Raw genomic sequence first — 19005 nt, 5'->3', positions numbered from 1 at the left:
TTCTCGTGAGGCGAATGGGCTCAGAAGCGTTGGCAGCCGGCCTTGGCCAGTTGCAGCGGGGTGCCGGCCACGTAGTCCAGATGGCCGTGCTCGGTGTCAATGGCCACGCTGAGCAGGGTCTCCCAGCGCTCGGTGTCGGGCAGCGCCAGGTCCGGATGGAAGCAGATCGGCGCGGCATCGCCCGCGGCGCCGCACATGGCCTCGGCCCGGGCACGCGGGTCGGCGCTGGTCATCTGCTCGACCACCTGCCGCAGATGGGCCAGCCGGCCCTCGGTCTCGGCGCGGTCGGCAACCTGCTCGCCGGCGCTGAGCTGCGGATCGAGGAAGTGGTTGGTGTGCAACAGCCAGCCATCCTCGCCGGGCAGCACCAGCGCCGTGCGCTCGGGGCTCAGCTCGATGCTCACCGCACGTGGGCTGCTGTCCTCGCGGGAGAACACGGTGAGCACGGTGGAAGCGCTGACCCGCGCCGAGCGGGCCAGCTCGATGGCTTCGTCGACACTGCGTGCCTCGTCCAGCAGGCGTCGGGCGATGGCATGCACCGGCACGCCGCCTGTGGTGTTGTCGCTACGGTGGTGAAGGATGTTGAAGTGCAGACCCAGGCCCGCGCTGTTGACCCCCAGCTTGGCCAGCATGCCGAACTCGCAGAACAGCTTGACCGCCAGGCCCTGGCGGCTGCGCAGGGCCAGCATCAGGCCATGGGGGCACAGGCTGTCGTGCCAGTCCCAGGTCTGCAGGGTCTGCGGTACGCGCGGGCCACGGGGGGCATGCACGGTGGTGGAGCATTCGCTGTGACGGGTGCGTGCCGCCAGCACCTCGGTGCGGGCGTTGAGGCTCGCCAGCTGCCACAACGGCAGGCCGCTGCCGCAGGCCAGGCCGGCAACTTCGGCCGCCAGGTCCGGGCTCCAGGCCTCCAGAGCCGCCAGGCTGTTCTCGCCGATGCGCTGTACTTCGCCCAGCGTCACGCCGACACGGGGAAAGAACTCCAGGTACAGCTGGGTGGTCTCGCCGATCTGCCCGGCAAAGCGCTCGCCGACCTGACGGCCACGGGCATGGGGATCGAGGGTATCGGTGACGCAGGTATGGATCTTCACGACGGCTTTCCTGATGGGACGCAAGCGGCAAGCCTAGCGGCGAGGCTCCACCCCGATCATCGCCAGGTCCCGCACAACTTTTGTGCCCACCAGGAAAAACTCAGGCGCGCAGGCCTTGCCCACGCAAGTGCTCGTGCAACAGGGCGATGAATGCCTGCACCTTGCGCGTATTGCGCCGATGCGGCAGGTACAGCACATGCACCCAGGGGCCGAACGCGCTCAGCGCCCGCCAGTAATCAGGCATCACCTCCAGCAGCTGCCCGCTGGCCAGGTAGGGGGCCGCGCACCAGGTGGGGATGAACTGCAGACCCTGGCCATCGAGCAGGCAGGCCAGCAGGAAGTCGAAACTGTCGCTGACCAGCCTGGCCGTCGGCTGGCGCACGCGCAGCGTCTGCCCCTCGTGCTCGATCCACCAGAAGCTGCGGTTGAGCAACGGGTGACGCAGCAGCAGCCAGTCGTGCTGGGCGTAGTTGTCCAGGGTGATGACTTCGCCGCGTCGGGCCAGGTAGTCGGGGCTGGCGCACAGGATCACGCGATTCTCGATCAGCGGCTGGGCGATCAGCTCGGGCTGGTCGGTGGGGCCGTCGCGCAGCGACAGGTCGTAGCCGCCATCGATCAGGTCCTCGTTGGCATCGTTGAGATTCACCTCCAGGCGCACCTGCGGATGCTCGCGCATGAAGCGGCAGCACACCTGGTTGAGAAAGGCCGGGCCGAACGACGGTGGCGCGGTGATGCGCAGGGTGCCGCGCAGCTCATGCTGCAACTGCTCCACTTCCTCGGTGACCCGCTGCAGGTGCATCAAGGCCTGGCGCGCGCCCTCCAGGTAGAGGGTGCCGGCTTCGGTCAGGGCCATGCGCCGGGTGGTGCGTTCGAACAGCCGCACCCCCAGCTCGGCCTCCAGGTGGGCGACCGCCTTGGTGATGGCCGACGGCGTCTTGCCCAGTTGCTCGGCGGCACGGCTGAAGCTGCCGTGCTCGGCGGCGGCGACGAAGATGGTCAGGGCCGTCATTTTGTCCATGGTTGCTTCCTGGTTGGCACACGTGGGGCGCCGTGGAGTATCCATGGATTCCTGCGCAGGCGGCAATCGACGGGGAACAGCAAGCACTCTTTCCAGAACGCGAATAAAGTTGTGCCTGTCGTGCCGTTTAACCGCCCTTCCCGCTTGGCTAGCCTGCCGCCTCCCCCATCAAGCACGAGGCATCGCATGAAGCAGTTCCTGAAGATCGCGCTCGGCGCCGGCCTGGCCTGCGCCGCCCTGCCCGGCTTCGCCGCCGTCGACCTGATCCTGTACAACGCCAAGGTCTACACCGCCGAGCCGGACCAGCCACTGCAGCAAGCCGTGGCGGTGGAGGGCGAGAAGATCGTCGCGGTGGGCTCCGACCAGGCCGTGCTGCGCCTGAAGGCCACTGGCACGCGGACCATCGACCTGGGCGGCAAGGTATTGATGCCCGGCCTGCTCGACTCCCACTCCCACGCCATCAAGGGTGGCCTGCAACTGGAGCTGGCCGACCTGGCCGGTGTACAGCTCCCCCTCGACGCCCTGGAGCAACGCCTGCGTCAGTGGCGTGACGACGGCAAGGCCCGCCGCGGCGAGTTCCTCAGCGTCGGCGGCCTGCCGCCGATCTACTGGGACGACCTGGCCGCGCTCGAGCAGCGCTTCAACCAGGGCGAATGGGCCGACCAGCCGATCCTGTTCGCCGCCAACGACATGCATACCGGCTGGGCCAACCGCGCCATGCTCGCCCGTGCCGGCATCGATGCGGCAAAGATCGCCGCCCTGCCGGCAACGGCCCGCAACACCATCGGCCAGCACCCGGACGGCACGCCGAACGGCTTTCTCGTCGATGCCGGGCTGTACCCGGTCACCGACCTGCTGCCGGCACTGACCCACGACACCCTGATGAGCGCCGGGCGCCAGGCCCTGGACCACTACAAGCGCCTGGGCGTCACCGGCTGGATGGACCCGCTGGCCAACGAACTGCCCGGTGCCGACGTGCACAACGATTCGCTCGGCGTATTGCCGGTGTACAAGGACCTTGCCCTGCGCGGCGAACTGACGGCCCATGTAGCCGCGCTGCTGCTGGCCGACTCGAGGGCGCGCCCGGCCGACCTGGATGAGCTGGACAAGGTGCGCCGGCAGTTTCTCGGCGTGCCCAACCTCACCCTGCCCGGCATCAAGGTGTTCGCCGATGGCGTCGCCGAGATGCCGGCGCAGAGCGCGGCGATGCTCGCGCCTTACCGCAACTCGGGGCAGCACGGCGAGCTGCTGCTGGACCCGGCGCACTTCGGCGAGCTGGTGAGCGCCGCCGATGCCCGTGGCTGGCTGGTGCATGTGCACGCCATCGGCGACCGTGCCGTGCGCGCGGCGCTCGATGGCGTGGCCCAGGCCCGCCGCGACCGCGCCAGCGGCATCGCGCACTCGATCACCCACCTGCAGATGGTCAACCCGCAGGAGTACCCGCGCTTCAGGCAGCTGGACGTGATCGCCTCGATGCAGTTGTACTGGGCCAGCGCCGACGAGGCCAATCTGGAGCTGGTCAAACCCTACGTCGAGGCCATGGCCTTCCTGCATACCTTCCCGGCGCACTCGCTGCTCGCCCACGGCGCCACCATCGCCGGCGCCAGCGACTGGCCGATCAGCACCCCTGACCCGTGGCAGGCCATCTACCAGGCCATCAGCCGCAAAGGCCCCAGGGGCGTGCTCAACGCCGCCGAGGCCCTCGACCGCGAGACGATGTTCCAGGCCTACACCCTCAATGCCGCCCGGGCCATGCGCCTGGAACGGCAGATCGGTTCGATCAAGGCCGGCAAGCAAGCCGATATGATCGTGCTCGACCGCGACGTCTTCAGCGTCGCACCCGAGGCGCTGCGCGATACCCGGGTGCTGCAGACGTGGTTCGCCGGGAAACGCATCTACGCACGCTGAACCGAGCTCACACGTGTCGTGCATCCTCTGGGAGCGCCAGATCGGGGCGTCTGGACAGGACAGTCGCTCTTGCCCGCGATCACTGACTACACGCCGCAGTGTATGCTTCAGCGCGGCTCCCTCTTGCGCTCCCTCGACCGACAAGGACATCGTCATGCCTCGCCTGGACTGGCTGAAACACCACATGGCCCACTGCGATACCCTCGCCCAATGGCTGCACCAACAGTTCCACTACGAGTACGCGCACGTGCCGCTGTCCGACTGGCAACGCGAGTTCGCCGAAGGCCAGCACAACGGTCAATGGCAATGCCTGGTGGCCCTGGACGGCGACCGCCTGCTGGGCAGTGCCGCCCTGGCCAGCGACGACCTGCCCGGGCGCAGCGATCTCGGTCCGTGGCTGGCCTGTGTGTTCGTCGCCCCAGAGGCGCGCGGGCAAGGCCTGGCGGAGCGACTGATCGAAGGTGTCTGCGAGCATGCCCGCGGCAATGGCGTCGCCATGCTCTACCTGCATACCCATGACCAGGACGCCTACTACGCCAAGCGTGGCTGGGCGCACATGGAGCCGTTCGAGGCCTGGGGGCACAGTCATTGGTTGATGTCTCGCACGCTTTGACCAACAACGCCCTCAAACCTTGCGCCCTCCCCTGTGTAGGAGCGGCCTTGCCGAGGCGTCCGACCGGTCCGACGCCTCGGCAAGGCCGCTCCTACACGAATCGCGCATGGTTTGCTGCACGCAAATGACCCGGCAGGGAATTATTTAGCGCGCCGTCGTATCTGACCTTAGGTACAAGGCTGGCCAAACCATGGCCATGCCCCCAAGCCTCAAGGACAACGGCCCCATGAAATCACGCAGGAAATCCGTCAAGCCCATCGGCCTGAAGGACATCACCATCGTCGACGACGCCAAGATGCGCAAGGCCATCACCGCCGCCGCCCTGGGCAACGCCATGGAATGGTTCGACTTCGGCGTCTACGGCTTCGTCGCCTATGCCCTGGGCAAGGTGTTCTTCCCCAACGCCAGCCCCGGCGTGCAGATGATCGCCGCCCTGGCCACCTTCTCGGTGCCGTTCCTGATCCGTCCGCTGGGCGGGCTGTTCTTCGGCGCCCTGGGCGACCGCTACGGGCGGCAGAAGGTGCTGGCCGCGACCATCGTGATCATGTCGCTGAGCACCTTCGCCATCGGCCTTATCCCTTCCTACGCCAGCATCGGCATCTGGGCGCCGATCCTGCTGTTGCTGGCGAAGATGGCCCAGGGCTTCTCGGTGGGCGGCGAATACACCGGCGCGTCGATCTTCGTCGCCGAATACGCCCCGGACCGCAAGCGCGGCTTTCTCGGCAGCTGGCTGGACTTCGGCTCGATCGCCGGCTTCGTGCTCGGCGCCGGGGTGGTGGTGGTGATCTCGACGGTACTCGGCGAGGAGCAGTTCCTCGAATGGGGCTGGCGCCTGCCATTCTTCCTGGCCCTGCCGCTGGGCCTGATCGGCCTGTACCTGCGCCATGCCCTGGAGGAGACCCCAGCCTTCCAGCAACACGTGGAAAAGCTCGAACAGGGTGACCGCGAGGGCCTGGCCAGCGGCCCCAAGGTCTCGTTCAAGGAGGTCGCCACCCAGCACTGGCGCAGCCTGCTGACCTGCATCGGCGTGGTGATCGCCACCAACGTCACCTACTACATGCTGCTCACCTACATGCCCAGCTACCTCTCGCACAACCTGCACTACAGCGAGGACCACGGCGTGCTGATCATCATCGCGATCATGGTCGGCATGCTGTTCGTGCAGCCGATCATCGGCCTGCTCAGCGACAAGTGGGGGCGCAAGCCGTTCATCATCGTCGGCAGCGTCGGCCTGTTCCTGCTGGCGATCCCGGCCTTCATGCTGATCACCAGCGGCAAGCTGGCGGTGATCTTCGCCGGCCTGTTGATCCTTGCCGTGCTGCTGAACTTCTTCATCGGCGTGATGGCCTCGACCCTGCCGGCGATGTTCCCCACCCATATCCGCTACAGCGCCCTGGCCAGCGCCTTCAACATCTCGGTGCTGATCGCCGGCCTTACCCCGACCCTGGCCGCCTGGTTGGTGGAGACTACCGACAACCTGTACATGCCGGCCTACTACCTGATGGTGATCGCCGTGGTCGGCCTGCTCACCGGCCTGACCATGAAGGAGACCGCCAACCGCCCGCTGCGCGGCGCCGCCCCGGCCGCCTCGGACATAGAGGAAGCCCGCGAGCTGCTGCAGGAGCACCACGACAACATCGAGCAGAAGATCGAGGACATCGACGCGCAGATCGCCGAGCTCGAGGCCAGGCGCAAGACCCTCGCGCAACAGCATCCGCGCATCGATTGACAGCCGCTTGCGCATTCCGCCGAGTTGCTTGCCTGATCCTCTGAATCTGCGGGGTGTATCGGTTGCGCAATGGACCTCTGTGCTAGCGTTTCTGGATTGGGGAACAGCGTATTCCCCTTCTCCATAACCGTTGATCAGCAGGTGAGCCCATGGAACTACGAATCAACCAGCAGACCTATCAGGTCGAGGCTGACGCCGACACGCCCTTGCTCTGGGTGATCCGCGACGACCTGGGCCTGACCGGCACCAAGTATGGCTGCGGCCTGGCCCAATGCGGCGCCTGCTCGGTGCTGGTGGACGGCAACGTGGTGCGCGCCTGCGTCACCCCGGTGGCTGGCGTGGTCGGTCGCGAAGTCACCACCATCGAGGCCATCGAGCAGGATGCCGTGGGCAAGCGCGTGGTCGCCGCCTGGGTCGAGCACCAGGTAGCCCAGTGCGGCTACTGCCAGTCCGGCCAGGTGATGGCGGCCACCGCGCTGCTCAAGCACACGCCCAAACCCAGCGATGCGCAGATCGACGCGGCCATGGTCAATCTGTGCCGCTGCGGCACCTACAACGCCATCCATGCCGCCGTGCACGAGCTGGCCCAAGGGGAGAACGCCTGATGAACGCGCGCATCGACTCCCCCGACGATCTGCTGCGCCTGCGCAACGGCGAAACCGTCAACCTGTCGCGCCGGCGCTTCCTCGCCGGCACCGCCATCGGCGCCCTGGTGCTGGGCTTCGGCCTGCCGCTGGGCTCGGCACGGGTGCAGGCCGCTGCCGCGACCACCGAGCGCGGCACCCAGGTGCCGGCTTTCCTGGAGATCCGCCCCGACGGCAGCGTGCATCTGCTCAGCCCGTTCATGGAGGGTGGCCAGGGCGTCAATACCGCCATGGCCCAGATCATCGGCGAGGAACTGGACGCCGACCCGGCCACCTTCGTGGTCGACAGCGCGCCGCCAGGCGAAGCCTACGTGGTGATGGAGAACGGCTGGCGCATCACCGGCGGCAGCATGTCGGTACGCATGAGCTACCCGACCATGCGCCGCCTCGGCGCCCTGGCCCGAGCCATGCTGCTGCAGGCCGGCGCCGAACAGCTGGGCGTGCCGGTCGCCGAACTGAGCACCGAGCCGGGCAAGGTGGTGCACGCAGCCTCGGGCCGCTCGCTCGGCTATGGCGAACTGGCCGCCAAGGCCATGGACCTGCCGGTGCCGGACCCGGCCAGCGTCAAGCTGCGCGACCCCAGCCAGTTCCGCTGGATCGGCAAGCCGGTGCAACGGCTCGATGCCCATGACAAGTCCACCGGCAAGGCCATCTACAGCATCGACATCAAGGTCGACGGCATGCTCCATGCCGCCGTGCAGCATGCGCCGCGCCTGGGCATGACCGTCGGCGGCCTGCGCAACGAAGAGCAGGTCAAGACCATGAAGGGCGTGCACTCGGTGCACCAACTGCCCGGCGCGGTGGCCGTGGTCGCCGAACGCTGGTGGCACGCCAAGCGCGCGGTCGAAGCGTTGCAGGTGGACTGGAAGGAGGCGGCGGCCGACAGCCAGGTGCGGCCGATGCCCGCCGATTTTTCCAGCGACGGCTGGCGCGAGCACCTCGCCGCCCAGACCGGGCCAAGCCGCGACGAGGAGAATGAAGGCGACGTGGCCACCGCCCTGGCCGGCGCCAAGAGCACGGTCGAAGCCACCTACCACAACCAGTTCCTCAACCATGCGCAGTTGGAACCGCCCTCCGCCACTGCTCGCTTCAACCCCGACGGCAGCCTGGAGGTGTGGCTACCCAACCAGGCGCAGGACATGTTCCGCGACGACATCGCCAAGCGCACCGGCCTGGCCCCGGCGCAGATCACCCTGCACTCGCCGCTGCTCGGCGGCTTCTTCGGCCGCCACTTCCTGTACGACTCGGCCAATCCCTACCCGCAGGCCATCGCCCTGGCCAAGGCCGTGGGCCGCCCAGTGAAGCTGATCTGGAGCCGCGAGGAGGAGTTCCTGCGCGATGCCATGCGGCCGATGGCCGTGGTCAAGTTCCGCGCCGGGCTGGACGACAAAGGCATGCCGGTCGCCATCGAGGCGATCAGCGCCACCGAAGGGCCGACCGAGGCCATCGCTGGCAAGCAGGGCGACAAGGTCGATCCCACCGCCCTGGAAGGGCTGTCGGGCAAGGCCTACGCCATCGCCAACAAGCGCACTGCGCAGATCTATGTCAAAGGCCCGGCCATGCTCGGCTACTGGCGCTCGGTGGGCAATTCGCTGAACGACTTCTTCTACGAGTCGTTCCTCGACGAGCTGGCCGACAAGGGCGGCCACGACCCATACGAACTGCGCCTGCATCTGCTGCAGGGCAATCCACGCCTGACCACGCTGCTGCAGGCGGTCGGCGAGTTGTCCGGTGGCTGGAAGCGCGGTCCATTCACCGCAGAGGACGGCAGCAAACGCGCGCGTGGCGTGGCCATGGCCTCGCCGTTCGGCTCGGAGGCGGCGGTGATCGCCGAGGTGTCGCTGGAGGGGGGCCAGGTCAGGGTGCACGATATCTGGCAGGCCATCGACCCGGGCAGCATCGTCAACCCGGCGATCATCGAGGCCCAGGTCAACGGCGCGGTGTCCCTTGGCCTGTCCCAGGTGCTGCTGGAGGAATCGGTGTGGCTCAACGGCATGCCACGGGCGCGCAACTACGATCTGTACCCAGTGCTGCCGCCGTCGCGCATGGCCCGGGTGCATGTGCGCATCGTCGAGAGCGGCGCGAAGATGGGCGGCATCGGTGAACCACCGCTGCCGGCGGTGGCGCCCGCGGTGGCCAACGCCGTGGCACGACTCACCGGCCAGCGCGTGCGCAGCATGCCCCTGAGCCGCCATACCTTCAGCTGACACGACAAGGACAGCCCATGAACAACAGCCGATTCGCAAGAACCGCAGGCTGGCTGGCCTTGCCGTGCCTGGTCGCGGCAGGCCTGCTGGCCTGGTACGTCACCCGCGAGCCCGCCTCGCCCTTCAGCGCCACGGACAGCGCCGACGCCGCCCTGGTCAGCCGCGGCGAATATGTCGCCCGGCTCAGCGACTGCGTGGCCTGTCACAGCCTGCCGGGCAAGGCACCGTTTGCCGGTGGCCTGGAAATGGCCACGCCGCTGGGGGCCATCCATGCCACCAACATCACCCCGGACCGCGAGCACGGTATCGGTGCCTACAGCCTGGCCGACTTCGACCGCGCCGTGCGCCAGGGCGTGACGCCCGATGGAAGGCGGCTGTACCCGGCCATGCCCTACCCCTCCTACGTCAAGCTCAGCGACGACGATGTGCGGGCGCTCTATGCGTTCTTCATGAAAGGCGTGCAACCGGCTGCCGAGGCCAATATCCCCAGTGGCATTCCCTGGCCGCTGAACCTGCGCTGGCCCATCGCCCTGTGGAACGGCCTGTTCGCGCCGACCAGCGCCTATGCGCAGAAGGCCGACCAGGACCCTCTGTGGAATCGCGGCGCCTACATCGTCCAGGGCCCCGGCCACTGCGGCAGTTGCCACACGCCTCGGGGGCTGGCCTTCAACGAGAAGGCCCTGGACGAAAGCGGCGCGCCGTTCCTCGCCGGCGCCCTGCTCGATGGCTGGTACGCGCCGAGCCTGCGCCAGGACCACAACACCGGGCTCGGGCGCTGGAGCGAGCCGGAGATCGTGCAGTTTCTCAAGACCGGGCGCAACAAACACGCGGTGGTGTACGGTTCGATGACCGAGGCGTTCAACAACTCCACGCAGTTCATGAGCGACGACGACCTGAACGCGATTGCGCGCTACCTCAAGTCGCTGCCCGGCGACCCGGGGCGTGACGGCGCACCCTGGCAGTATCAGGCGGTTGCCGCAGGGCTCGATACGCCGGGGGCGCATACCTACGCGACCCGCTGTGCCAGCTGCCATGGCCTGGACGGCAAGGGCCAGGCCGAGTGGATGCCGCCACTGGCGGGCGCCACTTCGATGCTGGCCGCGCAGAATGCCTCGGCGATCAACATCACCCTCAACGGCTCGCAACGCATCGTCGCCGCCGGGGTGCCTGACGCCTACCGCATGCCGGCGTTCCGCGAGCAGTTGTCGGACCAGGAGATTGCCCAGGTACTGAGTTTCGCCCGCAGTGCGTGGGGCAATCACGGCGGCGCGGTGGAGGCCAAGGCGGTGGGCACGTTGCGCGGGCATACCGACCCGGCCAGCAGCAGCCCGATCATCCTGCATATGCGCTGAGCGGCGCCGTGGGAGCGGGTTCACCCGCGAAGCAGGCACTGCGGTGGATGGCACGGGCTTCGCCCGTGTTCGCGGGTAAACCCGCTCCCACAGGGATGGTGTCAGCTTTTGGAAATCGAGCAACACAGTTGCTCCCACAGGCACACGGCAAGACGAGGTTTCACACATCATGGAAAGCATCGACCTGCTGGTCCTGCGCACCACCTTCGACTGGCTCCAGGCCGGCCACCGCGTTCTGCTCGCCACCGTCGCCCGCACCTGGGGCTCATCGCCGCGCCCGGTCGGCTCGATGATGGCCTTGCGCAATGATGGCCGGGTGGTTGGCAGCGTGTCCGGTGGCTGCATCGAGGACGACCTGATCCACCGCTACACCACCGCCTACGGCGGCCCCGGCCTGCCCCAGCGCGCCCCCGAGGTGGTCCGCTATGGCGTCAGCGCCGACGAGGCCCACCGTTTCGGCCTGCCCTGCGGCGGCACACTGGAGCTGATTCTCGAGTTCAGTCCCGCCGCCGCGGCCTTGCGGCAGCTGCTCGCACGGCTCGATGACGGCCAACTGATGCGCCGTCACCTGAGCCTGGCCAGCGGAACGGTCAGCCTCGACGTCATCGCGGCGCCGGAGCAGTTCACTTTCGACGGCCAGCACATGGTCAACACCCTCGGCCCCGGTTACCGCATGCTGCTGATCGGCGCCGGCGCGCTGGCCGAATACCTGGCGACCATGGCCTTGTTCAACGGCTTTCGCGTGACCGTCTGCGACCCGCGCCCCGAACACATGGCCACCTGGTCGGTGGCCGGCGTCGAGCACCGCCGAGGCATGCCCGACGACGTGGTACGCGAATTCAGGACGGACCTGCGCACCTGCATCATCGCCGTCAGCCACGACCCCAAACTCGACGACCTGGCCCTGCTCGAGGCCCTGCACGGCCCGGCGTTCTATATCGGCGCCATCGGTTCGCGGCGCAACAGCCAGCTGCGCCGCGAGCGGCTGATCGAGCATTTCGGCGAAACCGAACAGTCGCTCGAACGCCTGCATGGCCCGATCGGCATCTACATTGGCAGCAAGACCCCGGCGGAGATCGCGGTCAGCGTCATGGCCGAAGTGCTGGCGGCGAAGAATGCCGTGAACTTGCCGGGGGCGGTGAGTGTGTCCGGAGCCAAGCGCGAGCGTGACCATCAACCTTTGTAATGCCTGAACCGCGGCCTTATCGCGGGGCACCATTGGCCACACACCTGCCAACCTGTGTCTATGCTTCTTCTCGCATACACCCACCGGTATCGACCACAAGGAAGACAGGCCAATGAACCCGACCCGCGCCATCGCTCTCGCCTCGCTCATCTTCGCCGCCAGCCTCGCCGCCCACGCCGCCGAACTGCCTATTGCCAGCGAGGCGCTGGAAAGCCATGTCACCACCGAAGTGACCAAGATCGACCTGCCCAGCCGCCAAGTCACGGTCAAAGGGCCACACGACAAGGACGTGACCTTCCAGCTCGGCGAACAGGCCAAGGCCCTGCCCAACCTCAAGGTCGGCGACCAGGTCGATATCTACGTGACCCGCGCCGTCGCCTACGTGCTCAATACCAACGAAGGCGGCGCACCGAAGGCTTCCGAAGAGTCCGGCAGCATCCGCGCCACCAAGGACAACCCCAACCCCGGCGGCGAAGCGTTCCGCCAGGTGAAGGTCACCTCGCAGATCAAGAAGATCGACCTGAACACCCATGAAGTCACCCTGCTGCCGCCCGAGGGCAAGCTGCAAGTGGTCAAGGTCGAAGACCCGGACCTGCAGGCGCGCATGAAGAACCTCAAGGTCGACCAGACCGTCGATGCCATCTACACCGAGATCCTGCGCGTGGAGACCTCGCGCCCAGCCCAGTAAAACCTTTGGCCGGCCCGCGCATCGAAGATCATGTGAGCCTTCCCCCCCTTCAGGAGGTTTCCCATGGCGATGCGCCTGGCCGTGCCGTTTTGCTGCAGCCTCATCCTTGCGCTCGCGGGCTGTGGCAGCGCCCGCGAACAACAGCCGCCCACCACGCAACAGATCGAGCTCCAGCGCTACCAGGGTACCTGGTACGAGTTGGCGCGCCTGCCGATGTTCTTCCAGCGCAACTGCACGCAGTCCGAAGCCCGCTACGGGCTACGCGAGGATGGCCGTATCGACGTGACCAATCGCTGCCTGGAGCAGGACGGCCAGTGGAACGAAGCCCGAGGCATCGCCGAGCTGCAGGTGCCTGGACGTACCGACAAGCTCTGGGTGCGCTTCGACAACTGGTTCAGCCACCTGGCGCCGAACCTGACCAAGGGCGAGTACTGGGTGCTCTACCATGACGCGGACTACCGCGTGGCGCTGGTAGGCCATCCGAACCGCGAATACCTGTGGTTGCTGTCACGCACCCCGACGGTCAGTGACCAGACCCGCGAGCGGTTGCTGGCCCTGGCACGCGAGCAAGGCTACCCCACCGAACAGCTGATCTGGCGCCAGGCCAGTCCCTGACCCCATCGACGCTGCCGTCCGCCCGCTGTAAGGTGAGCCTCCCGGCTCAGCCAAAGGATTGCGTGCAATGATCACCTGCCACCTCAAGTACATCATCGACCCGTACCAGATCCCGGCCTTCGAAGCCTACGGCAAGCTATGGATCGACCTGGTCAACCGCATGGGTGGCAGCCATCACGGCTACTTCCTGCCCAGCGAAGGCGCCAACAACGTTGCCTACGCCTTGTTCAGCTTCCCCAGCCTGGCAGCGTACGAGCAGTACCGAAAAGCCTCTGAGACCGACCCGGAATGCATCGCCGCCTTCGCCCTGGCCCGCGAGCAGCGCTTCATTCTCAGCTACGAACGCAGCTTCCTGAGACCCCTACAACCGTAATAGGAGCAACCCTTCGCGACTCAAGGTCGCCCTGCTCCCTTGCCGCCCACTTCAGGTCCTGCCTGCAAGGCCTTGATGAAGTCGTTCAGAGGCAGACGCACGGCGGGCCAATTCTCGACGTAATGGTGCTCGATCACCACCATCTGCCGCTCGAACGCGACATGGTAGGCATTGCCGCTGTAGGACTCCACCGCCTGGTCCTGGCGTGCCGCCAGGGCCTTTTTCAGCAGCTCCTCGCGGGCCAAAGCGGTCACCTCCTCGGCGAGAAATTGCCGAAAACCAGGGTTCTGGGGGTTGGACATGAAAAGCTCCCTCACTGCGGTAACGAGAAGAGCCGGGCATGATGCCCGGCCCTGGTGATGATGACGCAGGATCAGTAGTCAGGATAGGCGGTGGTCACCACCGTGCCAGTGGCATCCAGGTAGCCGACGATGTTGAACGACGCCGCCGGTGCCCCGGCCTGACAGCTCGCCCCCGAAGGCCCGCGGAACTGATTGCCGTTCAGCGCGGTACGGTTGTTGTAGGCGTTCTGGATGGCAGCCACCACGTTGGCTTGCGAGCAACTGTCGGGGAACATCGTCGAGATGCTCTTGGTGCCGCTCGCGCCGTTCTCGGTGATGGTGAAGTTGCGCAGTACGTAGATCCCCGCAGGCCCTTGCGGTGTGCCGGCGCCAGCCCCGGTCACCGTCGCCGGCGACTGACCGTTCGGCCTGCTGTGAAAGCCCTTGGCCCGGTTACCGGATGCTCGCACCTCCACCTCCCCGCAGAACACGTGCTGCTGGTTGACCGCCGGCGCGCCAGCGGAGTTGGGCTGTGGGCACGCCACGGCGGCCTGGGCCGCCGTCATCGGCAGCAGGCCGAGTGCCAGGCTGCCGCTGACCGCCAGGGCAGCCAGCGCGGTGCGCGCATGCGTTATAACGAAAGTCTTTTTCATCATGAAGCTCCTTTTTGCAGTGACAGGACGTTGACGTCCTCGAGGGTCCGCCGCTGGCGGCGGAAAGCGCGGTAAAGCGTTCAGCCGATCAGCAGCCACTTGGCCCGGGCGAGGTAGGCGGCGCGGTCGTCAAGGCCGTTGAAGCCGCCATTGACGCGCCGGGTGACCTCGCGCAGATCGTCCTTGTCGGCCCAGTCATTGAGCTTGCGGTTGGCCCAGAACCAGCCGGCGACATCCACCGCCAACGCCGGATCGCTGCTCACCAGGGCAGGGTCGTCACGACTCTCGAAATCACGTTTGCAGTACTGGCCGTACTGGCGGTAATTGGCGCGACCGGTCAGCTGGATCAGCCCGCGGCCCTTGAAGCGGGGGCCGTCGCCGGGCTGCAGGTTGCCCAGGTCCTTGCGCCCCTCGTAGGCCGAGCCTGAGGCCAGCTCTTCGGTGTAACGCAGGCAGCCGCTCTCGTGAGCGATCTGGGCGAGGAAGTGGGCGATGCGCAGCGGCGTGTCGATGCGGTAGCGGGTCAGCACGTCGAGCACCGGCTGATGGAAGGCGTCGATGCGTGTGCCGTTGGCATTGATCAGCGCCAGCCACAACTTGGGCGCGACCAAGCCACCGGGCAGCCCCACCCGCAGCGCGCCCAGGGTCGCGTCGCCCGGCGCCACCGGCTTGCCCAGCGGGCTGCCGATGATCTGCTGGAAGCGCTCCAGCGCGCCGCGCGTCCCCGCGCCCCACAGGCCGTCGGTGCCAAGCGCGCAGTTGAAACCGCGTTGCCCGCTGTTCAGGTTGAGCAGCAACTGCAGGCTGCGCACATCGGCGGCGGCGTTGTTGCCGCCGGTGCCTACGGTGTTGGTGATGCACATGATCTGCTCCTTGCTCCGGGCAAGCCGCTCCCCGTGGGGCAGCGGCCTGGCCGTGCCTTGATGTCGAACCGGTTGGAAGTCGGGTGGGGCGTTACTGGTTATCGGGCGGCGCGAGGGTGACGCGCTGGGCGAGCGTATTGCCCTGGGTGAACAGCTGGATCTGCAGGCCACTCGCGCTCGCCTGGCTCTGCAGGTGGCCGAGCGTCAACGGCCCACAGCGGCCAGCGCCGGACTTCTTCAGGGCGTAGCTGCGCGCCTGTCCGTCGGTACCGGTCAGTTGCAGGTCGAAGCCACAGGCCCAGGCACCTTCGAAACGGATTGTGCCGGCGGCCTTGCCCAGTCTCGCGGCGGGGTCGATGTTCAAGGTCACGGGGACGTCGACGCCATTGTCCTTGAAGCTGCCTTCGTACTCGCCGGCCCATGACGGAGCCAGGCTGGCCAGCGCCAGGGCGCCGACCAGTGCGGTTGCCAGGTGTTTCATGATGACTCTCCTTGTTGTGTGGTTGCGGGGGTTCAGAACGCCAGCACCAGCCCCGCCCACTTGGCGATGGCCAGGGCCAGCTCGGGCTGGATCACGCCCAGCGAGACCAGCGCCGACAGCAGCGCCGCACCGATCGCGCACAACACCCGTTTGCCGACGGACATCCGCGCCGGGCGACCTGGCTTGTTCTTCAGGATCGAGCGCATGGTCCGTGTCTCCTCGGTTGACAGCAGCAACCGCATCGAGCGGTCAGTTCGCCTGGCCATCGCTGGGCCTCCCGTAGTGCCCGAACAGTTGGCCGTCGAGGCGCACGACGATCGCCTCGCGGGCATCACCGGGCACGGCGATACTCAGTTGGTGCAGCATCTGCTTGCGCCGTGGCGCGCGGCCGATGCGCAGGGCCAGGGCGCCCGGGGCATCGCCGGACTCGACGGTGGCCGCCAGCACCACTTCCATCGAGGCGATGCGGATGCCTGGCCAGCGCGCGCCAGTGGCCTGCTGGGCGCAGTGCATGGCGCCGCCCAGGGCCTGGATGAATGATTCGAGACGGTTCATCACGAGGCCTCCTGGTCGTCGGCCAGCCAGAACGGTCGACGGGCGAAGCCCACGTGGTAGATCAGGGACTGCAGCACCACCTGGTGCTCGCCGATGTTGAGCAGGTTGAAGGTCTTTTCGATGCCGACGATGCGCCCCTTGGGCGGTTCGCTCAGGCAGCGGTTGAGCAGCGCGGTCTGCGCCTGGATCACGTCCTGCGACGTCAGCTTCTCCGGATCGGTGCTGCCGACGACGATGCGTTTCACATATCCCACGTCCGTTAGATCGAACATCACGGAACTCCTTTCCGGAAAAGACTGACGGCCAACCCTGGCGAAAGCTCAGCGGGCCAGAAGGCTGGCGTTGGCCAGATCGCCCGTTACTGCTGGGTGATGGCTTTTGGCGCGACCGACTGGGCAATCATGTCCAGCACCCGTGCCAGGCCTTCCGGCATGCCGTCGTCGGCCGCATGGACCTCGACGTGGTACTTGGCCGACTGGTCGGTGGAGCGGGTGTTCTCCTTGTGCGAGGACACCGAGCCGGAGATGTTGACCTTGGCGCTGAACGGTCCCCAGCCGATGCTGGCCTCGGCCGTCATCGCCGCCTGGGCATCGGTGGCTTCGCGTGATTGCTCGGAGTTTTTCACCTCCATGTCGAAGGTGATGTCGACCTTGTTGATCGACAGGTTCGGCACCTTGACCACCGCCAGCAGCGGGACTTCCAGCTCGACCCGTTCCATCGGGATGGAGCCGTCGTCGGGCTTGCTGGTGGAGGGCCGGTCGTAGCGGAAGCTGACGGTGCGCACGTCACCGACGGCGTTGGGGTCTGCCGGATTGTTGGGGTCAGGTGGCGGCGGCAGGAAGCCGATCACCTTGATGAAGTCGGCAGTGGCATTGGCCAGGCGCACCTGGGCGTCGCAGGCGGCGGTCAGCGGCCCGCCGATCAGGTCGCCCATGGGCAGGCCGCGGAACTGATCACCCATCGAGAAGTTAGCCATTTCTGTTTCTCCTAGATCAATTTATCGAGGTTTTGCAGCAGCCGAGCCATCCCCTCCGAAGGGGGCTGGGTTTCGACTTTGAGGGTGACGCGCGCCAGTGGCCCGCCTTCACCATTGCGGCGAACGCCCAGATCGACGTTCAGAGCCTTGTGGGTCTCGCTCGGCCAGCCAGAGCCGTCATCGCCATGGCCCTCGTCGGCGGCCATGCCGTCGCCGCCGTTGAGGCCGACCTCGAACGAGATTTCCATGTCCTTGACGGCCATCAGCCGGGCGCCCACGAGCGACAGCAGCGGCACCCGCACCACGCGCTCTTCGCCGTCCTGCGCCTGGGGCGAGTGCGAAGGCAGCCGCACATCGATGCTGACCGGTCGATTGTCCTCGTCGAAGTACTGGCGCACGGTGGAGACCTGGAAGCGCTGGATCTTGTCCTGCGCTTCGGCCACCGCGCCGGCGATGCTCTGGATGAGGTGATGGAGGGATTGATTCGCCACGTCCGACGCTCCTTGTCACATTCGGTGCCGATGCCGTCCGTCTGGCGTCGGTAGGGGCCGTGAAGACGGCACCGGGGGTGGGTGGATGATGGGGTTGTCAGGTGGGACCAGATTACGGTCGGCGCAGGACCACGTCCGCGGACAGGCGTCCCGAAAACCTGGCTGTGCGTCCCAGAATCAACAGTTCAATCACTGCCCAGATCATGAATCCAGCGCGCCAGCGCCGGCCCGTCCGCGCCCACCGGCGGCAAATGGGCCATGACCGCCAGTTCACCCCGTTGCAGCGCCAGGCGCGCCGCCCGTGGCGACAGGCCGAACGTCTTGCGAAACAACTTGCTGAAGTGCGCCTCGTCGGCAAAACCATGGGCGTAGGCCACATCGCCGATGCGGCGTGCGGCGTGACCCGGCTCGCCCAAGGCCAACAGGCTGCGGCGCAGGCGTCGCCGTTGCAAGTAATGGCCAACCCCACCAAAGCGCTCGAACGCCCGGTACAGCTGGCTGCGAGAGGTGCCCAGGGCCTTGGCCAGCAGCGCGGGCGTGAGGTCCTCGCGATGCAGGTTGAGCTCGATGTAGCGGCGCACCCGGCGTCCGAGTTCGTCGTGTCCCGAGGGGGTGATCGCCGCACGCTCCGCCAACGCGCCGGCCAGGCAGGCCGCCACCATGCTCAGCACCGGCTGGCTCAGGTGCAGGCCCTGATCCTGGGTCAGGTCGGGCGCGGCCACGGCAAGGGAAGACAGCAGGCTGGCCAGCAAACGCCCCGGCGCGCTCTTGCCGCACAGGCGCAGGCCATGCAGCCGATCGCTGTCATGCAGCAGCGCGGTGCGTGGGATCACCAGGCTCAGCGCCGTACCGCTGGTCGTGCGAAAGGCCGCTGGCTGCGCCAAGTCCAGCAGCACGATATCTCGCGCCCGCACGCGCAGGCCGTTGCCGCAGGCCAGCCCGCGTTGCAGCGGCACGTGCAGGAGGTAATGATCGAGGTCGCACCAGCCCAGGCGAGCCCGATCGCGGCCATAGCGGGCGCCATCCAGACGCCCGCTGCAAAGCAGAAACCGATGGAAGTGAAAAACCTTGAACGAGGCGTTGAAGGCATCCCCTGACCGACTTGACGGGTTGAACAGCAGATCGGCGGTGAGGCGCCAGGTGGCGAAGGCATCGGTGGCGATGTGGAGGCTGGGCAGTGCTGCGGTGCGTGGGATGGCGGGCGTGCGTTCTACGTGCGAAGCAGTGATTTCCATAGTGCGGGCTCATCTATCCATGAATTGAGCCGGAAAAGTGGTTCAC

Annotated in this window: 22 protein-coding genes; 10 read left to right on the top strand and 12 right to left on the bottom strand. The window is 67.0% G+C overall.

The window, feature by feature from the left end:
• Nucleotides 1-20: 20 nt before the first annotated feature.
• Both ACYUME_RS09770 and ACYUME_RS09765 read right to left on the bottom strand, forming a co-directional pair.
• Nucleotides 21-1091: a C45 family autoproteolytic acyltransferase/hydolase gene (locus tag ACYUME_RS09770; protein ID WP_460418706.1), complete on the bottom strand. Its 1071-nt coding sequence runs from the start codon at nucleotides 1089-1091 to the stop codon at nucleotides 21-23.
• 100 nt (nucleotides 1092-1191) lie between these two features.
• Entirely contained in the window at nucleotides 1192-2109 is a 918-nt protein-coding gene (locus ACYUME_RS09765) for a LysR family transcriptional regulator (protein ID WP_279880490.1), read from the bottom strand.
• 186 nt (nucleotides 2110-2295) lie between these two features.
• Between ACYUME_RS09765 and ACYUME_RS09760 the strand changes: the two genes are divergently transcribed.
• The 10 genes from ACYUME_RS09760 to ACYUME_RS09715 all read left to right on the top strand — a co-directional run bounded on the left by ACYUME_RS09760 (nucleotide 2296) and on the right by ACYUME_RS09715 (nucleotide 13424).
• Nucleotides 2296-4017, top strand: coding sequence for an amidohydrolase (locus ACYUME_RS09760; protein ID WP_460418705.1), 1722 nt, complete (start codon nucleotides 2296-2298; stop codon nucleotides 4015-4017).
• 154 nt (nucleotides 4018-4171) lie between these two features.
• Nucleotides 4172-4630, top strand: a complete 459-nt coding sequence (locus ACYUME_RS09755; protein WP_460418704.1) for a GNAT family N-acetyltransferase — start codon at nucleotides 4172-4174, stop codon at nucleotides 4628-4630.
• Nucleotides 4631-4856: 226 nt separating this feature from the next.
• Nucleotides 4857-6359 (top strand): glycine betaine/L-proline transporter ProP, encoded by a 1503-nt coding sequence (gene proP, locus ACYUME_RS09750; RefSeq protein ID WP_279880487.1) that lies wholly within the window; start codon nucleotides 4857-4859, stop codon nucleotides 6357-6359.
• Nucleotides 6360-6508: 149 nt separating this feature from the next.
• The gene (locus ACYUME_RS09745; RefSeq protein WP_279880486.1) at nucleotides 6509-6964 is read left to right on the top strand and encodes a (2Fe-2S)-binding protein; all 456 of its coding nucleotides are present in this window, start codon (nucleotides 6509-6511) and stop codon (nucleotides 6962-6964) included.
• Nucleotides 6964-9210 (top strand): xanthine dehydrogenase family protein molybdopterin-binding subunit, encoded by a 2247-nt coding sequence (locus ACYUME_RS09740; protein WP_460418703.1) that lies wholly within the window; start codon nucleotides 6964-6966, stop codon nucleotides 9208-9210. The genes ACYUME_RS09745 and ACYUME_RS09740 overlap by 1 nt, the downstream gene beginning before the upstream one ends.
• Nucleotides 9211-9227: 17 nt before the next feature.
• The gene (locus tag ACYUME_RS09735) at nucleotides 9228-10562 is read left to right on the top strand and encodes a c-type cytochrome (RefSeq protein ID WP_460418702.1); all 1335 of its coding nucleotides are present in this window, start codon (nucleotides 9228-9230) and stop codon (nucleotides 10560-10562) included.
• A 169-nt stretch (nucleotides 10563-10731) separates the two neighbouring features.
• A complete protein-coding gene (locus ACYUME_RS09730) occupies nucleotides 10732-11748 on the top strand; it encodes an XdhC family protein (RefSeq protein ID WP_460418701.1) in 1017 nt (338 codons plus the stop codon).
• 112 nt (nucleotides 11749-11860) lie between these two features.
• Nucleotides 11861-12436: a hypothetical protein gene (locus tag ACYUME_RS09725; protein ID WP_460418700.1), complete on the top strand. Its 576-nt coding sequence runs from the start codon at nucleotides 11861-11863 to the stop codon at nucleotides 12434-12436.
• Between the two features lie 63 nt (nucleotides 12437-12499).
• The gene (locus ACYUME_RS09720) at nucleotides 12500-13051 is read left to right on the top strand and encodes a lipocalin family protein (RefSeq protein ID WP_460418699.1); all 552 of its coding nucleotides are present in this window, start codon (nucleotides 12500-12502) and stop codon (nucleotides 13049-13051) included.
• A gap of 67 nt (nucleotides 13052-13118) precedes the next feature.
• Complete coding sequence (locus ACYUME_RS09715; RefSeq protein WP_279880479.1) at nucleotides 13119-13424, top strand: NIPSNAP family protein; 306 nt, start codon at nucleotides 13119-13121, stop codon at nucleotides 13422-13424.
• A 20-nt stretch (nucleotides 13425-13444) separates the two neighbouring features.
• Here ACYUME_RS09715 and ACYUME_RS09710 read toward each other — a convergent pair whose 3' ends face one another.
• From ACYUME_RS09710 to ACYUME_RS09665, 10 genes are all read right to left on the bottom strand, one after another.
• Nucleotides 13445-13726, bottom strand: coding sequence for a hypothetical protein (locus ACYUME_RS09710; RefSeq protein WP_460418698.1), 282 nt, complete (start codon nucleotides 13724-13726; stop codon nucleotides 13445-13447).
• A gap of 71 nt (nucleotides 13727-13797) precedes the next feature.
• Complete coding sequence (locus ACYUME_RS09705; RefSeq protein WP_460418697.1) at nucleotides 13798-14358, bottom strand: EndoU domain-containing protein; 561 nt, start codon at nucleotides 14356-14358, stop codon at nucleotides 13798-13800.
• Nucleotides 14359-14438: 80 nt separating this feature from the next.
• Nucleotides 14439-15221 (bottom strand): glycoside hydrolase family 19 protein, encoded by a 783-nt coding sequence (locus ACYUME_RS09700; protein WP_460418696.1) that lies wholly within the window; start codon nucleotides 15219-15221, stop codon nucleotides 14439-14441.
• 91 nt (nucleotides 15222-15312) lie between these two features.
• The gene (locus ACYUME_RS09695) at nucleotides 15313-15702 is read right to left on the bottom strand and encodes a hypothetical protein (protein ID WP_460418695.1); all 390 of its coding nucleotides are present in this window, start codon (nucleotides 15700-15702) and stop codon (nucleotides 15313-15315) included.
• Between the two features lie 32 nt (nucleotides 15703-15734).
• The gene (locus ACYUME_RS09690; protein WP_279880471.1) at nucleotides 15735-15908 is read right to left on the bottom strand and encodes a hypothetical protein; all 174 of its coding nucleotides are present in this window, start codon (nucleotides 15906-15908) and stop codon (nucleotides 15735-15737) included.
• A 43-nt stretch (nucleotides 15909-15951) separates the two neighbouring features.
• On the bottom strand, nucleotides 15952-16257 hold the full coding sequence (locus ACYUME_RS09685) for a hypothetical protein (protein ID WP_460418694.1): 306 nt from the start codon (nucleotides 16255-16257) through the stop codon (nucleotides 15952-15954).
• A complete protein-coding gene (locus ACYUME_RS09680) occupies nucleotides 16257-16529 on the bottom strand; it encodes a hypothetical protein (RefSeq protein WP_279805420.1) in 273 nt (90 codons plus the stop codon). Before ACYUME_RS09680 ends, ACYUME_RS09685 begins: the two co-directional genes overlap by 1 nt.
• A gap of 86 nt (nucleotides 16530-16615) precedes the next feature.
• The gene (locus tag ACYUME_RS09675) at nucleotides 16616-17233 is read right to left on the bottom strand and encodes a DUF2589 domain-containing protein (RefSeq protein ID WP_279880469.1); all 618 of its coding nucleotides are present in this window, start codon (nucleotides 17231-17233) and stop codon (nucleotides 16616-16618) included.
• 11 nt (nucleotides 17234-17244) lie between these two features.
• Nucleotides 17245-17724 (bottom strand): DUF2589 domain-containing protein, encoded by a 480-nt coding sequence (locus ACYUME_RS09670; protein ID WP_279880467.1) that lies wholly within the window; start codon nucleotides 17722-17724, stop codon nucleotides 17245-17247.
• Nucleotides 17725-17909: 185 nt separating this feature from the next.
• Nucleotides 17910-18959 (bottom strand): helix-turn-helix domain-containing protein, encoded by a 1050-nt coding sequence (locus tag ACYUME_RS09665; RefSeq protein ID WP_460418693.1) that lies wholly within the window; start codon nucleotides 18957-18959, stop codon nucleotides 17910-17912.
• Nucleotides 18960-19005: the final 46 nt, after the last annotated feature.

The sequence above is a fragment of the Pseudomonas sp. microsymbiont 2 genome (assembly GCF_054788395.1).
This window is presented reverse-complemented; position numbering and strand designations above follow the sequence as displayed.

Bases quoted from the DNA above. Each gene is read 5' to 3' on its own strand.
- ACYUME_RS09680 (WP_279805420.1), bottom strand. From the start codon at position 16,529: ATGTTCGATCTAACGGACGTGGGATATGTGAAACGCATCGTCGTCGGC.
- ACYUME_RS09745 (WP_279880486.1), top strand. From the start codon at position 6,509: ATGGAACTACGAATCAACCAGCAGACCTATCAGGTCGAGGCTGACGCC.
- ACYUME_RS09685 (WP_460418694.1), bottom strand. From the start codon at position 16,257: ATGAACCGTCTCGAATCATTCATCCAGGCCCTGGGCGGCGCCATGCAC.
- ACYUME_RS09725 (WP_460418700.1), top strand. From the start codon at position 11,861: ATGAACCCGACCCGCGCCATCGCTCTCGCCTCGCTCATCTTCGCCGCC.
- ACYUME_RS09705 (WP_460418697.1), bottom strand. From the start codon at position 14,358: ATGAAAAAGACTTTCGTTATAACGCATGCGCGCACCGCGCTGGCTGCC.
- ACYUME_RS09715 (WP_279880479.1), top strand. From the start codon at position 13,119: ATGATCACCTGCCACCTCAAGTACATCATCGACCCGTACCAGATCCCG.
- ACYUME_RS09730 (WP_460418701.1), top strand. From the start codon at position 10,732: ATGGAAAGCATCGACCTGCTGGTCCTGCGCACCACCTTCGACTGGCTC.
- ACYUME_RS09700 (WP_460418696.1), bottom strand. From the start codon at position 15,221: ATGTGCATCACCAACACCGTAGGCACCGGCGGCAACAACGCCGCCGCC.
- ACYUME_RS09735 (WP_460418702.1), top strand. From the start codon at position 9,228: ATGAACAACAGCCGATTCGCAAGAACCGCAGGCTGGCTGGCCTTGCCG.
- ACYUME_RS09710 (WP_460418698.1), bottom strand. From the start codon at position 13,726: ATGTCCAACCCCCAGAACCCTGGTTTTCGGCAATTTCTCGCCGAGGAG.
- ACYUME_RS09720 (WP_460418699.1), top strand. From the start codon at position 12,500: ATGGCGATGCGCCTGGCCGTGCCGTTTTGCTGCAGCCTCATCCTTGCG.
- ACYUME_RS09755 (WP_460418704.1), top strand. From the start codon at position 4,172: ATGCCTCGCCTGGACTGGCTGAAACACCACATGGCCCACTGCGATACC.
- ACYUME_RS09695 (WP_460418695.1), bottom strand. From the start codon at position 15,702: ATGAAACACCTGGCAACCGCACTGGTCGGCGCCCTGGCGCTGGCCAGC.
- ACYUME_RS09690 (WP_279880471.1), bottom strand. From the start codon at position 15,908: ATGCGCTCGATCCTGAAGAACAAGCCAGGTCGCCCGGCGCGGATGTCC.
- ACYUME_RS09665 (WP_460418693.1), bottom strand. From the start codon at position 18,959: ATGGAAATCACTGCTTCGCACGTAGAACGCACGCCCGCCATCCCACGC.
- ACYUME_RS09675 (WP_279880469.1), bottom strand. From the start codon at position 17,233: ATGGCTAACTTCTCGATGGGTGATCAGTTCCGCGGCCTGCCCATGGGC.
- proP (WP_279880487.1), top strand. From the start codon at position 4,857: ATGAAATCACGCAGGAAATCCGTCAAGCCCATCGGCCTGAAGGACATC.
- ACYUME_RS09740 (WP_460418703.1), top strand. From the start codon at position 6,964: ATGAACGCGCGCATCGACTCCCCCGACGATCTGCTGCGCCTGCGCAAC.
- ACYUME_RS09760 (WP_460418705.1), top strand. From the start codon at position 2,296: ATGAAGCAGTTCCTGAAGATCGCGCTCGGCGCCGGCCTGGCCTGCGCC.
- ACYUME_RS09765 (WP_279880490.1), bottom strand. From the start codon at position 2,109: ATGGACAAAATGACGGCCCTGACCATCTTCGTCGCCGCCGCCGAGCAC.